General features: G+C 63.1%; 10 protein-coding genes. 6 read left to right on the forward strand and 4 right to left on the reverse strand.

Features of this window, described 5'->3' with window-relative positions; all coding sequences use genetic code 11:
* Positions 1 to 3: 3 nt before the first annotated feature.
* The 4 genes from ACCO44_RS08775 to ACCO44_RS08790 all read left to right on the forward strand — a co-directional run bounded on the left by ACCO44_RS08775 (position 4) and on the right by ACCO44_RS08790 (position 5357).
* Positions 4 to 939 carry a carbohydrate ABC transporter permease gene (locus ACCO44_RS08775; protein ID WP_372469270.1) on the forward strand — a complete coding sequence of 312 codons (936 nt, stop codon included), beginning with the start codon at positions 4 to 6 and terminating at the stop codon, positions 937 to 939.
* The gene (locus ACCO44_RS08780) at positions 936 to 1844 is read left to right on the forward strand and encodes a carbohydrate ABC transporter permease (RefSeq protein WP_372469271.1); all 909 of its coding nucleotides are present in this window, start codon (positions 936 to 938) and stop codon (positions 1842 to 1844) included. The genes ACCO44_RS08775 and ACCO44_RS08780 overlap by 4 nt, the downstream gene beginning before the upstream one ends.
* A gap of 107 nt (positions 1845 to 1951) precedes the next feature.
* Complete coding sequence (locus tag ACCO44_RS08785) at positions 1952 to 3433, forward strand: GH1 family beta-glucosidase (protein ID WP_045279622.1); 1482 nt, start codon at positions 1952 to 1954, stop codon at positions 3431 to 3433.
* A 67-nt stretch (positions 3434 to 3500) separates the two neighbouring features.
* Positions 3501 to 5357, forward strand: a complete 1857-nt coding sequence (locus ACCO44_RS08790; RefSeq protein WP_372469272.1) for a glycoside hydrolase family 3 protein — start codon at positions 3501 to 3503, stop codon at positions 5355 to 5357.
* A gap of 138 nt (positions 5358 to 5495) precedes the next feature.
* Here the strand turns inward: ACCO44_RS08790 and ACCO44_RS08795 are convergent, their stop codons facing one another.
* Positions 5496 to 7064, reverse strand: coding sequence for an endo-1,4-beta-xylanase (locus ACCO44_RS08795; protein WP_372469273.1), 1569 nt, complete (start codon positions 7062 to 7064; stop codon positions 5496 to 5498).
* Between the two features lie 266 nt (positions 7065 to 7330).
* Complete coding sequence (locus ACCO44_RS08800) at positions 7331 to 7867, reverse strand: hypothetical protein (RefSeq protein ID WP_372469274.1); 537 nt, start codon at positions 7865 to 7867, stop codon at positions 7331 to 7333.
* A gap of 189 nt (positions 7868 to 8056) precedes the next feature.
* Here ACCO44_RS08800 and ACCO44_RS08805 point away from each other — a divergent pair, with 189 nt between their 5' ends.
* Together ACCO44_RS08805 and ACCO44_RS08810 are read left to right on the forward strand one after the other, a co-directional pair.
* On the forward strand, positions 8057 to 10543 hold the full coding sequence (locus ACCO44_RS08805) for a family 78 glycoside hydrolase catalytic domain (RefSeq protein ID WP_372469275.1): 2487 nt from the start codon (positions 8057 to 8059) through the stop codon (positions 10541 to 10543).
* Positions 10540 to 12315: a family 43 glycosylhydrolase gene (locus ACCO44_RS08810; RefSeq protein ID WP_372469276.1), complete on the forward strand. Its 1776-nt coding sequence runs from the start codon at positions 10540 to 10542 to the stop codon at positions 12313 to 12315. The genes ACCO44_RS08805 and ACCO44_RS08810 overlap by 4 nt, the downstream gene beginning before the upstream one ends.
* Positions 12316 to 12391: 76 nt before the next feature.
* Here ACCO44_RS08810 and ACCO44_RS08815 read toward each other — a convergent pair whose 3' ends face one another.
* Together ACCO44_RS08815 and ACCO44_RS08820 are read right to left on the reverse strand one after the other, a co-directional pair.
* Positions 12392 to 13561, reverse strand: a complete 1170-nt coding sequence (locus tag ACCO44_RS08815) for a glycoside hydrolase family 1 protein (RefSeq protein ID WP_372469277.1) — start codon at positions 13559 to 13561, stop codon at positions 12392 to 12394.
* Between the two features lie 23 nt (positions 13562 to 13584).
* Entirely contained in the window at positions 13585 to 14373 is a 789-nt protein-coding gene (locus ACCO44_RS08820) for an SDR family NAD(P)-dependent oxidoreductase (protein WP_372469278.1), read from the reverse strand.
* Between the last annotated feature and the right edge of the window lie 11 nt (positions 14374 to 14384).

Raw genomic sequence — 14384 nt, forward strand, 5'->3', positions numbered from 1 at the left:
TTGATGGCTCGCAAGTGGACCCGGTACCCGAAACGGACGTTCTATGCGTTCGTCGCACCGTGGGCGATTGGTTTCCTGCTGCTGACCGCAGCGCCCATGGTGTACGGGTTCGTTGTGAGCCTGACCAACTTCGATGGAAGCTCGCCCCGTTTCAAGTGGGTGGGGCTAGCGAACTACATCGAGCTGTTCTCCGACAGCGACGTGTGGGCGGCACTTCTGAGAACGCTGGGTTTTGCAGCGCTCGTGGTGCCGCTCACCGTCGGCGGATCCCTGGGCCTGGCCGTCCTCATCAACCGTCGGCTGAGAGCGGTGGGTCTGTGGCGCACCGTCTTCTTCCTCCCCTCGGTCGTGCCCGTGGTGGCGATGGCCATCATGTGGAAGCTCGTCTTCAATAAAGACTCAGGCATTCTCAATGCCATCCTCGGGACGGTCGGGATCGACCGCATCGCGTGGCTCATCGACCCGATGGTGTTCTACTCGCTCATCATCCTCATGCTGTGGGGATTGGGAGGCGGCATGATCATCATGCTCGCAGCGCTCCAGGGCGTTCCCGCTGAGCTCGAGGAAGCAGCCATCGTCGACGGCGCCGGGCGGTGGACGGTCTTCCGCCACGTGACGATTCCGATGATCTCGCCCATTCTCTTCTTCCAGCTGGTCACCGGTGTCATCACCGCGCTGCAAGTGTTCGTTCAGCCCTTGTTGCTGACGAACTCCTCCGGGATCTCCGCCGCAAACGGCGTCCCCGACAGCACCAAGCTCTACATGGTGCAGGTCTACCAAGAATTCTTCCTCAGCAACCGATTCGGTTACGGCTCGGCGATGCTCTGGATCTTCTTCATCATCATCCTCGGCCTCACCCTCGTCCTGCTGCGCTCCAGCAAGTCCTGGGTCTACTACGAAGTTGACACCGAAGCCGAAAGCGAAGGAGCAAAGCGATGACCATGGAAGACACCTCTACGCGAGCGATGGTCGCGCCAGCCGCTCGCCGCACACCTCGTCGGCGCAACGTTCTCACGAACGCCAAGAAGCGACCAACGGCATGGACGTACATCCTTATCCTCGCGCTCACTGCCTTCTTCGTCGGCCCATTCATCTGGCTCGTCCTTGCCGCGCTGAAGACCCCTGCCGAGTGGGCCTCGCTACCCATTTCCATCCTCCCTGAGGAGGCGCAGTGGAATAACTTCGTTTCCGCCTTCGCCGATATGAACTTCATCGGGTACGCGGGGAACTCGCTCTTCGTGGCGACGACGTACTCAGTCCTGATTACTCTGTCCAGCGCCGCCGTCGGGTTCGGGTTCGCCCGACTCCGTGCTCCCGGCAAGAAGGCCTTGTTCCTGGTCGTTCTCGCGACGATGATGATTCCGCAGATTCTCACCCTGCTCCCGACGTACGTGATGTTTGCGCGCATCGGACTGCTGAACACCTACTGGCCGTGGGTCCTGTGGGGCCTGGCTGCCTCGCCGTACATGGTTTTCCTCTTCCGTCAGTTCTTCTCCTCGCTGCCCAAGGAACTGGAAGACGCAGCCATCATCGACGGCGCGGGATGGTTCCGCATCTTTGCGACCATCTTCCTCCCGCTGTCCCGGCCTATCCTCATCACCTCATTCCTGCTGTCATTCACATGGACCTGGGGTGACTACATCGCCCCGGCTCTGTTGCTCGACTTGGACCGAACGACGCTCGCTGTGGCCATCACAGCCTGGTATCAGGACCCCAACGGGAACGTGATTCCGACGATTCAGGCGGCGGCCGCGGTGATGTACATCATCCCTGTACTGCTGATCTTCTTCTTCGCCCAGCGCTACTTCGTCCAGTCGAACGTCTCCTCCGGGATTAAAGGCTGATCATCTCCCGGCCGGGCCGTATTGACAGCCTGGCCGGGGCACCACCCCGAGCCGCCCGCGACCAGCGGATTCTCGGACTCGTCACACAACCGACAGGAACTGTCTTCATGCATGACCACCTGATCCGAAACGGGACCCTCACGTTCCCGCCCACCTTCACTCTGGGGGCGGCGACCGCGGCGTACCAGATCGAAGGCGGCGCCACAGAAGGTGGTCGTGCGGCATCTATCTGGGACACGTTCAGTCACACGCCGGGGAAGACGGCGGGCGGCGCCACCGGTGACGTGGCTGCTGATCATTACCACCGCGTGCCGGAAGACCTAGGGCTCATGGAAGCCCTCGGTCTCGACGCGTATCGTTTCTCCATCTCCTGGTCGCGCGTCATGCCGCTGGGGGAGGGCGACGTCAACCCGGCAGGTATCGAGTTCTACTCCACCCTCATCGACGGCCTCCTCAGCCGCGGTATCGACCCGGTGGTCACGCTGAACCACTGGGACCTCCCGCAAGCGTTGGAGGACAAGTACGGCGGATGGCGTGGTCGGGAAACGGCCTACGCGTTCGAGAAGTACGCCGAGGTGGTCGGCGCGGCGTTCGGAGATCGGGTCGCGATCTGGAGCACGCACAACGAGCCGTGGAACAACTCCTTCTCCGGCTACGGAAGCGGCGCATTCGCGCCAGGAGGCACCAGCCACGAGGACGCGCTGAAGGCTGCGCATCACCTCAACCTTTCCCATGGTCTGGCAATGCAGGCGCTGCGGCGTACCATCACCCGACCGGATGCGCGGCTGTCCGTTGCGCTGAACATCTTCCGGGTCCAGGCGCAGACGCCGGCTGACGAGGACGCCGCTCGACGTTTCGACGCGGTCGCGAATCGCGTCTTCACCGGACCGATGCTCCGCGGTGAGTATGACGCCGACCTTCTCGAGGACACGCGCATGTTCACCGACTGGGCGTTCGTCGAAGCCGGCGACCTCGAGGTCGCGCACCAGCCGCTAGACCTCCTCGGTGTGAACTACTACGAGGTCATGCATATCCGTCAGGCGCCGGGATTCGTGCCCGGTAGCGAGACAACTGGAGGCACGGCATTCCCCGGTTCGGAGCAGGTCGAGTTTGTGCGCCGAGGCGATCTCGCGCGAACCGGAATGGACTGGGGTATCGAGCCGCAGGGACTGGAAGAGCACCTGGTGGCACTGTCCGCACAGTTCCCCGACCTGCCGATCATGGTGATGGAGAACGGAACAGCCTTCCCCGACGAGGTCGTCGTCGTCAACGGCACTCGCACAGTCCTCGACCTGGACCGCACCAGCTACCTCGCAGACCATGCAGCCGCCACCCATCGCGCCCTGTCACGAGGCGCGAACGTCGTGGGGTATTTGGTGTGGTCTCTCCTCGACAATTTCGAGTGGGCGGCCGGATACGGCCCGCGTTTCGGCATCATCCACGTGGACTACGAGACGCTCGAGCGCACCCCGAAGCTGAGCGCTCATTGGCTCACCATGCTCTGCTCGACACGCACGGTGCCGGTGTTGTCCTCGTCCGGCTCCCCGGAGCTCAACGCTCAGCTGGCAACAACGTCTGCGGACCGCTGAGGGACGAACAGTTGTGACATCGGCGCACCACGGGGTGCGCCGCCTGACTAGGGATAAGGGAACTGCAGTGAAACCGACTCAGGCCGTGACCGAAGACGGAGTGGCTTACCGAGACCTCAATGGCAACGGGGTGATGGACCCGTACGAGGACCCTCGGTTGTCGCCTGAGGACCGCGTCGCAGACTTGCTGCCCCGTCTCTCGCTGGAGGAGAAGGTGGGCCTCCTGTTCCAGACCGTCATCGAAGTCGGCCCCGGCGGAACCCTTCTGGAAACGTCAGGTCACATCAGTAAGTCGCCCACGTCGACCGTGGTTCGGCAGAAGCACATCAATCACTTCAACGTGCACAAGCTCGAATCCGCGGCAGAGGCCGCGTCCTGGAACAACGCACTGCAGGCCCTCGCCGAACAGAACCCGCACGGGATCCCGGTGACGATCTCGACCGACCCTCGGCACTCGTTCACAGAGAACAGCGGTGTGGCATTCTCCGCGGGCCCGTTCTCGCAATGGCCGGACGCACTGGGGCTTGCTGCCCTGGACGACGATGATGCGATCCATGATTTTGCCCGACGTGCAGGGAACGAGTACCGCGCCGTCGGGATTCGCGCGGCGCTGCACCCCCAGATCGACCTGGCCACGGAGCCGCGCTGGGCGCGGCAGCTGCAGACGTTCGGAGCGGATGAGGAGCGGGTGTCGCGATACACGCGTGCGTATCTGTCCGGGTTCCAGGGTGATGCCTTGGGACCGGGCAGCGTGGCATGCGTCACGAAACATTTCCCTGGCGGTGGGCCACAGAAAGACGGAGAGGACGCCCACTTCCCCTATGGCCGTGAGCAGGTCTACACCGCCGAGGCTTTCCAGACTCATCTTCAGCCGTTCATCGCAGCTATCGAGGCCGGCACGGCAGGCATCATGCCTTACTACGGCATGCCCATCGGTTTGACGATAGACGGCGAACAGATCGAGGAAGTCGGGTTCGGCTACAACCGACAGATTCTCACCGGTCTTCTGCGTGAGAAGCTAGGATTCGACGGGGTCATCCTCACCGATTGGGAGCTGGTGAATGACAACTACGTCGGCGAGCAGGTGCTTCCTGCCCGGGCTTGGGGCGTAGAGCACCTGGACGCCCGCGGCCGAATGCTGAAGATCCTGGAAGCCGGCGCTGACCAGTTCGGTGGGGAAGAGTGCACGGACATCCTTCTTGACCTTGTCCGCATCGGCCTGGTCGACGAACAACGACTCGATCAGTCGGCTCGTCGCCTCCTTCTCGTGAAGTTTCAGCTCGGCCTGTTCGACAACCCTTACGTGGACGTTGACCAAGCGGTCGCAGTGGTCGGCTCTGCGGAGAACGCTGCGGCAGGGCTGCGGGCTCAAGCGCGCTCGCTGGTCATCCTCGAGAATCGCGACCAGTTCCTTCCGCTCCGCGGCATGCCACGAATCTACGTCGAGGGTGTGGATCCGGTCGTCCTCGAAGGACGTGCCTACGTAGTGTCAGACCCGGGTGAGGCAGACCTTGCCATCGTCCGGGTCAGTGCGCCGTTCCAGCCCCGAAACGACCTCTTCCTCGAGGACTACTTTCACCAAGGGGACCTCGAATTCGCTCCCGGTCTCATCTACCGTCTGCAGCAGATCGCACACAGCACCCGCCTTCACGTAGACGTTGCCCTCGACCGTCCGGCAATCCTTACACCGCTGACGGAGTTGGTGTCCGGACTCACCGTCAGCTTCGGGGTCAGCGACGAGGCACTGTTGCTCGCCCTCACCGGGGGTATCGAACCACGGGGGGTTCTCCCTGTCGAGATTCCACGGTCGATGCACGCGGTTCGTGCGTCCCACGAGAGCATCCTGGGCACGGTGAACCCGCTGTACAGCGTCGGCGATGGACTGCGTCTCGGCTCGGACAGCGATGCACCTGGTCGGACCTAAGGAAGTCAGGGTGCCTGCAACCCTGCCGTAAAGCGGTGGGCTGGCAGCGTCCGCCTTGCGGGGGCGTGTCAGCGAACGCGGCCAGCGGTTCGGGGCGGGGTGGGCGAACAGAGAAAGCCTGCTCGCCCACCCCGCTGATCAATCCACCGTCACGACGACGGGTTCAGATGAGGTTGAGCCGTTCGCGTTCGTGAACGACACGGTCAGCGTGTGCGCTCCGGGGGCGACACCTTCCAACGTGAGCGATGCGGTCTGCGCATTCGGGGTCGCTGCGCTCAGCTCGCCAGCCCCGACCTCCACACCATCGAGGAAGAACGCATACGAGGTGGCGTTGGTTCCCCACCACAGGTTCGCGGTCGCGATGAAGTTCCCATCGCGGTCCCAGTTGTCCGTACTGACCACCGGCTGTGCCGGTGCGGCGTCGGTGACGATCACTGTGACAGAAGACGTGTGGGTGACGCCTTCTGAGTTGATGAGCTCGGCGCGGTACGTGTACGAGCCGTTCGCTTTGCCCGAGAACTCCGTTGACGCCGTCTGGGACGTGACATCCACTGCATTCAGCTGCTGGCCGTCTACAAGAACGTCGTTCTCGTAGAGTCGGTAGTAGCTGCCGGGTGTCCCATGCCACAGGTTCATCTCGATGTTGTAGTTACCGTCGCGGAGCCCGTTTGCCCACCCTGCAGTGCTCGACAAAACTGCCGCGCTGGGTGCGGATTCGTTGTGGATGTAGGACTTGAGCGCGTCGCGAACCGCTACGAAGGCCGGCTTCGGATTGAACTCCTCGTCGAACATCGTCGGCTTCGCGCCGGGAAGCCAGGTGTAGAGGTGCTTGTCCGTGAAGCCCCACACGCTGATGTCGGTCACCCCAGCCGCGAGTGCTTCAGCGACGACATCTCCGTAGATCTGAGCCTGCGAGATGGGGTCGTAGGTGTGCACATCGAGCTCGGCGATGGTGACCTCGAGTCCGAGCGCGCGATAGTCGTTGATGATGTCGGTGAGCACTCCAGGCGTCGGGCCGACATATGTCTCATGCATCTGCAGGGCCACGCCATCGAGGGGGACGCCATCTGCGACCATGCCTGCGACAAGGTCGTAGAGCTCCTGCCGCTTGGCGGGATAGAACTCGACCATGTTCTCGTTGATGAAGAGTTTCGCCGTCGGGTCTGCGGCATGCGCGATGCGCAGCGTTTCGGCGACGTAGTCCGGGCCCATGCGCTCATAGAACAGGTTGTGTTCGAGGCCCTCGCCGCCGAAGGTCGTGAACATCTCCGTGACGATGTCCCACCGATCCATCTTTCCGCTGTAGCGCGGCATGATGGTCTCGAAATGCTCGACGACGGCGGCCCGGAACTCTGCCGGATCGGTCTTGGCGACCAGATAGTCGGGGTTGAACGACCGGGAGATGCCGCTGTGAGCTTTGACCTCCATGTCATGCTCCTGTGCGAAGGCAACGAGACGGTCGAGGCCGGCGAAGTCGAAGACGCCCTCCTCCGGTTGCACCATGTTCCACTTGAACTCGTTCTCAGGTGACAGGCTGTTGAACTGCTCGGACAGCGTTGCCCCATAACGGGGGTCCGTGAAGTAGTTGGCGGGGCGGTCGTCCGTCGTGGATTCTGAGGCCTTCACCGAACCAGAGCCGAAAAGGATGCCTGCTTGATCGGCAAGCTCTCGAATGGTTGGTCCGGAATCGTTGGTGTTGTCTGCCATGGCGGGTGCGGAGGTGATGAGGGATGCTCCAAGGAAGAGGGTAGATACAAGGGCGAACGTCTTGCGTGTTCTCATGAGTCTCTGATTCTTGTTCTCCGCGCGCAAACCAGCGTCCGCGCACGGTAGGGAAACTGCAGGGAGGGAACTCGAAAATGTGCGTTGCGGGGCGTCGCAGATCCTTTCTGACTCATCTTTGAGTGGGATCGAGAGCCGCCGGCACACTCATCATGCTGACGGTTGGAGAAAATGTAGCAGACGTACGGATTTCAAAGAACCGCCTGTTGCGCTCTCACGGCACGGTGGATGAAGTCGCGGGCGGTTACGCTCAGCGAATGGATGATGACGGTGTCGGTGACGCTCAGCGTTCGATGAAGATCCTCGTGAACAAGCAGTACGAGGCGCACCAGTTCGCGCTGGTCGACGTCGCTCAGCTCCGCGCGTGGTGGGAGTCGCCAGTGAATGACGTCATGCGGGATCTCCATCGATGTCGAGCGGAGTGCACCGACCGACATGACCCTGCCTGTCAGTATGTGCAAGACATCGATGCCCAGGCAGCCGTGGAAGATGCGGCAGCGTATATAAGAAGTCTTCGCGGCGAGGGCGTCATCCCGCTGTTCATCGACTCGGCGACCGTCGGTGCCAGGGCTCATGAAAGATCGGCGCAAGCGCGTTTGACGCTGTCCTTGATCCTCGACCCGCTTGTCGTAAATGGGGAGGGGCGATTCGGAGAAGGCCGACACCGGTTGCGCACGATTCTGGGTGAGGGTGTTACGGGGGACGTTCCTGTGATCGTCGGGTGACACGCGTCCCGGGTTGTTTCCGCGACCAAGGATGTGTGCCGCTCATTGCCCGCGGCTCCGGAGAGCACGAGCGAGCTCAGCACGCACGCGACATAGGTTTGACGCGCGTCAATATTCGTGATTATCTGACAGAGTCCTCGTGTCGTTCGCGCGGGGATCACGCTACGGCGAGGCGCACAGAAGGGCCCCGACATGACCACGACCCACCCCGTCCTTTCTCCCGAGGCACAGTTCATCTCGGCAGCGAGCGTAAGCGAGGAGGGGGATCCGGCGCCGTACTTCCGCCGAGAGTTCCAGGTGAGCGAGGGCCTGCGCTCGGCCACGTTGCGCGTAACCGCACTCGGGATCGTCACCAGCTTCGTGAACGGACGACGGGTGGGCGAGGATGTCCTCGCGCCGGGATGGACCGCGTACCAACACCGCATCGCCGTTTCCACGTACGACGTCACCGAACACATCACGCCGGGTGACAACGCGCTCGGAGCGATAGTCGCGGAAGGTTGGGCGGTGGGCAAAATGGGGTTCGAACTCAAGCGCCATCACTACAGTGACCGCCCCGCTCTGTCGGCTGAGCTGGTGTTGGAGTACGAAGACCGAACCGAAAGCATCACGACGGATCAGACCTTCCGCGTCGGTGAAGGCGCGGTCCGCTCCGCGAGTATCTACGACGGTGAGGTGTACGACGCTCGGCTGCAGTCGACCGGATGGGATCTGCCCGGATTCGACGATTCCGCTTGGGAGCCGGCGACCGTGCATCCGCAGGACGTCTCCGTGGTGACGGCGGACGGCCCACCGCCCATCCGCCGCACCGAGGAGCTGCCTGTTGCCTCCATCATCTCCACGCCAGGCGGCCGCACGGTCGTGGACTTCGGACAGGTTCTCACCGGGTGGGTCCGCATTCGCGTCAGCGGGGAAGAGGGGCAGACCGTGGTTCTGCGCCACGCTGAGCTTCTCAATGCGCACGGCGAACCAGAGTACGAGACTCTTCGCACCGCTAAAGCAACCGACACCTACACGCTCAAAGGCGACGACGAGGAGACCTGGGAGCCGGACTTCACCTTCCACGGTTTCCGATATGTCGATGTCGAGGGCTGGCCTGGTGAGCTCGACGCGGCCGCTCTGACCGCGGTGGTCGTCCACAGCGAGATGAACCGCACCGGGTGGCTGGATACCTCGGATAGCTTGCTGAACCGCCTGCACCAGAACGTGGTGTGGTCCATGCGTGGAAACTTCCTCGGTGTTCCGACTGATTGTCCGCAGCGCGACGAGCGACTGGGTTGGACGGGTGACCTCCACGCCTTCGCGCCGACAGCCGCATTCCTGTGCGACGTTCGCGGAGTACTCGGATCCTGGATGAAAGACGTTGCTGCCGAGCAACGTGAGAAAGGGTACGTGCCCTTCTACGTGCCGGACGTATCGACGACGCCCTCGGCGCCGACCGCGCTGTGGAGCGACGTGGTCGTCGGGTTGCCGTCGATTCTCTACCGGGAATACGGTGACGTCGAAATCCTCCGCCAGAACTGGCCGGCGATGACAGCCTTCGTGGACCAGGTCGAGGCCCTCCTCGACCCGACGGGTCTGTGGGGATCGGGCTTCCAGTTTGGCGACTGGCTTGACCCGGATGCACCGGCTGACGATGCCAGCGGCGGCAAAACGGACCGGCACCTGGTGGCCTCAGCGTGCTTCGTGAAAACGGCGCAACAAATGGCGGATGCCGCGCGCGCACTCGGACTCGTCGACGAAACAGCGCGGTACACGGAACTGGCCAAGCGCACCCGCACCGCCTTCCGTACCGAGTACCTGGCCCCGTCTGGACGCCTCGTGAGCGACTCGGCGACGGCCTACGCGCTCGCAATCTGCTACGACCTGCTGGACACCGAGCAGCGAGTGCGTGCCGGTGAGCGGCTAGCGCAGCTCGTTACCAAGAGTGGCTACACCGTGTCCACGGGTTTCGTGGGAACACCGTTGGTCGCACACGCGCTCTCCGACACCGGGCACGTCGATACCGCCTACCTCCTCCTTACGGAGAAGGAGTGCCCCTCCTTCCTCTATCCGGTGACTCAGGGCGCAACGACCATCTGGGAGCGATGGGATGCGGTCCGTCCTGACGGAACTCTGAACTCCACCGGCATGACCTCTCTCAACCACTACGCGCTAGGATCCATCGCACACTGGATGCACCGTGTCATCGGCGGTCTTGAGGCCGTGGAGCCTGGATACCGTCGTATGCGTATCGCCCCGCAGCCAGGTGGGGATCTCACGTCTGCACTCCTCGTGCACGACACGGTCCTCGGCGAGGTCCGCATCGCATGGAACATCACCGAGGGACAGGTCTCGATGACGGCGACGGTGCCCGAGGGAGCCTCTGCGGAGGTCGTGCTGCCCAACCATCCGGATGGTCTCGAACTGGAGGTGGGGGCGGGAACGCACACCTGGTCCTATGGCGTCGGCGTCGAGGAGCACGAGGACTATACGTTCGACACGTCTCTGAAGACCCTGGCCGAGGATCGCACGGCGTGGCGAGCGCTGACTCAGGTCTTCAAGAAGCACCTTCCGTTCCCCATCGATGCATCAGGGCCTGACGCAGCGCACGTCAATCTCAACATCCTGCTGGCCGCAGTCCCGCACAGCACCCCGGAGCTCGAACGAGACCTCCGTGAGACGTTGGCCGCGCTGTGACGAATCGAGGCGACATCAACGTCTTCTGCAACCCCCTCGATCTCGCATACCGGTACCAGGACTTTGCCCGCGGACCGTTGCGCGCGGTCTTCCGGGAGGCGGCCGACCCCTCGGTGGTGCGGTTCCAGGACCACTTCTATATGTTCGCGTCGATGAGTGGCGGGTTCTGGCATTCGGCTGATCTGCGTCAATGGCATTTCGCCGCCGCGCCTGACCTGCCCGCAGGGGACTACGCGCCAGACGTCCGCGAAGTCGACGGGGCGCTCATCGTCACGGCGTCGAGGCGGAAGCCCGGTAGTCCCATCTTCCGGTCGCGCGACCCTCTCGGCGAAGGCTTCGAGCAGATCAGCGAAAGTGCCTTCGCGTGGTGGGACCCGAACCTGTTCCAGGACCTTGATTCTCGAACGTATCTGTACTGGGGGTGCTCGAACAAAGAGCCGTTGCGAGGCGTCGAAGTGTCTCCGGACTCTCTCCGCCCGCTTGGGGAACCCGTCGACGTCCTGTCGGGTGACATCTCTGCGTACGGCTGGGAGCGAAACGGCGAAAACAACCGGATGGCTCCTCCCGTGACGCTGGGCGAGAAGTTCAGTGCGAAAGCCTTCGGTACGCACAGCCCGTCTCCATATCTGGAAGGCGCATGGATGACGCGCCACAAAGACACGTACTACTTCCAATACGCAGGGCCGGGCACCGAATACAACGTGTACGCCGACGGGTATTACACGGCTCCATCCGCCCTCGGACCATTCACTCCGTCGCCGCACAACCCGTTCTCGTCCAAGCCCGGCGGATTCATCACCGGCGCCGGCCACGGCAGCACCTTCCAGGACGCGTACGGGAACTGGTGGCACGCAGCCACTATGCGTATCTCCGTCAATCACCGGTTTGAGCGCCGCCTGGGTATCTTCCCCGCGGGGTTCGACGATGACGGCGTGCTCTTCTGCAATCAGACCTTCGGCGACTATCCGACGGCTATCCCCGACGGTCCAGCAGACCCATGGACAGCGAGTACGGGATGGATGTTGCAGTCGTACCGTGCGCGTGTGGCCGCGAGCTCTGCAACTCCAGTCCATGGGCCGGAACTGGCTGTAGATGAAGACGTTCGCACCTGGTGGGTGGCTGGCGATGAGAGCCCAGGGGAGACGCTGACCCTCGACCTCGAGCAACCGCGTGAGGTGCATGCCATCCAAATCAACACTGCTGACCACCAGCTCGCTCGCCGGAAGCCCCGCCGGCCCCGCCGCGGTCCGGACGAGCAGCCTGTCGCACTGCGGGCCGTCCATCCGCAGGACCATCCGGTGCGGTACACCCTGGAGGTATCCGTCGACGGGGACGCCTGGTCGATGCTGCACGACGGACGCACCGATGCATCGGATCGCCCGCATCGTCTCCTCGTCCTGGAACACCCGCAACTGGTGCGTTTCGTGCGCATCACGGGCGTGTCGTCGCCCTGGAACGCGCCTCTCGCGCTGAGCGGCGTCCGGGTGTTCGGACACCACACGGTGCCGGCACCGCCTCAAGCTGAAGCGACCGCGCGACGGACCGGTCCTCTCGACGCTGAAGTGACCTGGAAGGCTGTGCCTGAGGCTGATGGCTACAACGTCCGGTATGGCTTGCGCCCGGACCGGCTGTATCACTCCTGGCAGGTACTCGCGGCCGAGTCGCTCACCCTCTCTACCCTCAACGCCGGGGAAGAGTACTGGGTCGCCGTGGACGCGTACGGTCCTGGTGGAGTTACGGCTGGCGACCCAGTACTCATCGCAGACGAGTAACGGCGCGTCGGCATCACCGCCGCACATCAAAGAAGGCGGTCCTACGCGAAACGCGGGGACCGCCTTCTTCGCTCACTCAGAGCGCGTTTGCGCGGGCTACAGCACCGAGCCAGTCCAGGCTCGGCTTCGGGTGACGCTCGAAGGTCTCCCGGTCTACTGCGACCAGTCCGAACGTGGGACCCCAGTGGCCCCACTCGAAGTTGTCGAGCAGGCTCCAATGGAGGTAGCCGCGTACGTCGATTCCCTCGGCGATGGCCGACGACAGGTCTGCGAGCGCCTGCGATGTGTAAGCGATCCGGGTGTCATCGTGCGCCGTGGCGATGCCGTTCTCGGTGACGAGGATGGGCACGTCAGGGCCGACGACCTCGCGAGCGTGACGGACGGCGATACCGAGAGCGTCGGGACGATACGCCCAGCCCATCAGAGTGTTGTCGTCGGCTGCCGGGTGCGGAACGATGCCGTCTGCATCCACAGGCTGGCTCGTGTACGACTGCGTCCCGACGAAATCATCATCGCGAGATACCTCAAGGTACTTGTCCTCGATGAGGTACTGCACCTCGGCGTACTTCTCCTCGTTGCCGGGCGTCGAGGTCAGCGCCTGGTTGCCAATGGTCCAGCCAACTCGAGCCTTCGTGAGACGGAGAACCACGGCCTTCGCGGCACGGTGGGCCGCAATCAGCACATCGCCGATCTCCTGATCAGGGAGACCGTTCTTCGGGTACTCGTTTCCCAACGCGACCTGTCGCTGGCCGCCATGAGTGATGGCCAAGATGTTGGGCTCGTTGATGGTGATGACCCACTCGACGTCCTCAAGAATCGTGCAGGCCTGCTCGACATATCGCTTGAAAGCGTCGACAGCACCTTCCCCCAGCCATGCCCCGCGGTCTTCGAACCACAGCGGGTGGGTGAAGTGGTGAAGAGTGACGATGGGCTCTAGTCCCAGCTCGCGCGCGGTGAGGATCATGCGTCGATAGTGCGCGAGCTCCGCACGAGAGAACTGGCCAGGGAGCGGTTCGATGCGCGACCACTCGAGGCTGAACCGGTATGCGGTGAAACCGCGGTCCGATAGCAGCTGCATGTCCTCGCGGTACCGGTGATAGCTGTCCAGCGCGTCCCCGCTGGACTGGACACCATAGTCGGCGGCCACCTGCTCGAGCCGCCACCAGTCGTTGTTGAGATTGTTGCCTTCGACCTGATGCGCGGCTGTGGCTGCGCCCCAGAGAAAGTTCTCGGGGAATTCTGACATGTCGGAACCATCCTTCGTTCTGCTCACAGCACTGAAGCCATCTGCTTCGCGATGAGGTTCGTGGTCCAACGCGGGGCCAACCTCACCAACCGGTCGAGGGCCTTCGCGTCATTGCCGACCACGATTCGGAATGAACCGCGCTCGATGCCGCGAACGATGGCGACGCCTGCATCACGTGGTGTCGTGGCTCGAACCTTCTTCGATCCCGCATCAAGCATCGCTACGCCGGAGTTCTTGCTGATCTCGGTCGAGATGTTCCCGGGGTAGATGGCGCTCACCTGCACGTTCTCGCCGCGGAGCTCCTGATACAAGCCTTCGGTGTACTGCTTGACGGCGCCCTTGCTGGCCCCGTAGAACGTCTGTCCTGCAAAGGCGACGAGAGCCGACAAGCTGGACATGTTCGTCAGCGAGGCTTCCGGCCGCTGTCGGAGTGTGGGTAGGAACGCGCGGCACATGTTGACGGTGCCCCAGTAGTTCACTGCGAACACGCGCTCGTGCTCCTCCTGGGTGAGATCGGAGGAGTGGGCGAAACGGTGAATGATTCCGGCGATGTTGACCAGGCCGTCCACGTGACCGTGTACGGCTTCGATGGCGCCGGGCAGCTTGGCGGCGCCGGCGGCGTCAGTGACGTCGCCCCGGTGGATACTGACGCGGTTCGGGACGATGGCCAGAGCCGCAGTTTGGGCGAGTGCCACTTCGTCACGGTCGATAGCCGCGACACGCGCGCCTTTTCGTACCAGCTCGAGTGCGATCTCGCGTCCCATGCCGTTTCCAGCCCCGGTTACGGCGAACACTTTTCCTTCGATCTGCATATCAACTCCGA

The sequence above is a fragment of the Microbacterium maritypicum genome, from assembly GCF_041529975.1.
In the GTDB taxonomy this organism is placed as follows: domain Bacteria; phylum Actinomycetota; class Actinomycetes; order Actinomycetales; family Microbacteriaceae; genus Microbacterium.

Coding starts and splice junctions, on each gene's coding strand:
- ACCO44_RS08775 (WP_372469270.1), top strand. CDS start 4: ATGGCTCGCAAGTGGACCCGGTACCCGAAACGGACGTTCTATGCGTTC.
- ACCO44_RS08780 (WP_372469271.1), top strand. CDS start 936: ATGACCATGGAAGACACCTCTACGCGAGCGATGGTCGCGCCAGCCGCT.
- ACCO44_RS08785 (WP_045279622.1), top strand. CDS start 1,952: ATGCATGACCACCTGATCCGAAACGGGACCCTCACGTTCCCGCCCACC.
- ACCO44_RS08795 (WP_372469273.1), bottom strand. CDS start 7,064: ATGGCAGACAACACCAACGATTCCGGACCAACCATTCGAGAGCTTGCC.
- ACCO44_RS08805 (WP_372469275.1), top strand. CDS start 8,057: ATGACCACGACCCACCCCGTCCTTTCTCCCGAGGCACAGTTCATCTCG.
- ACCO44_RS08815 (WP_372469277.1), bottom strand. CDS start 13,561: ATGTCAGAATTCCCCGAGAACTTTCTCTGGGGCGCAGCCACAGCCGCG.
- ACCO44_RS08820 (WP_372469278.1), bottom strand. CDS start 14,373: ATGCAGATCGAAGGAAAAGTGTTCGCCGTAACCGGGGCTGGAAACGGC.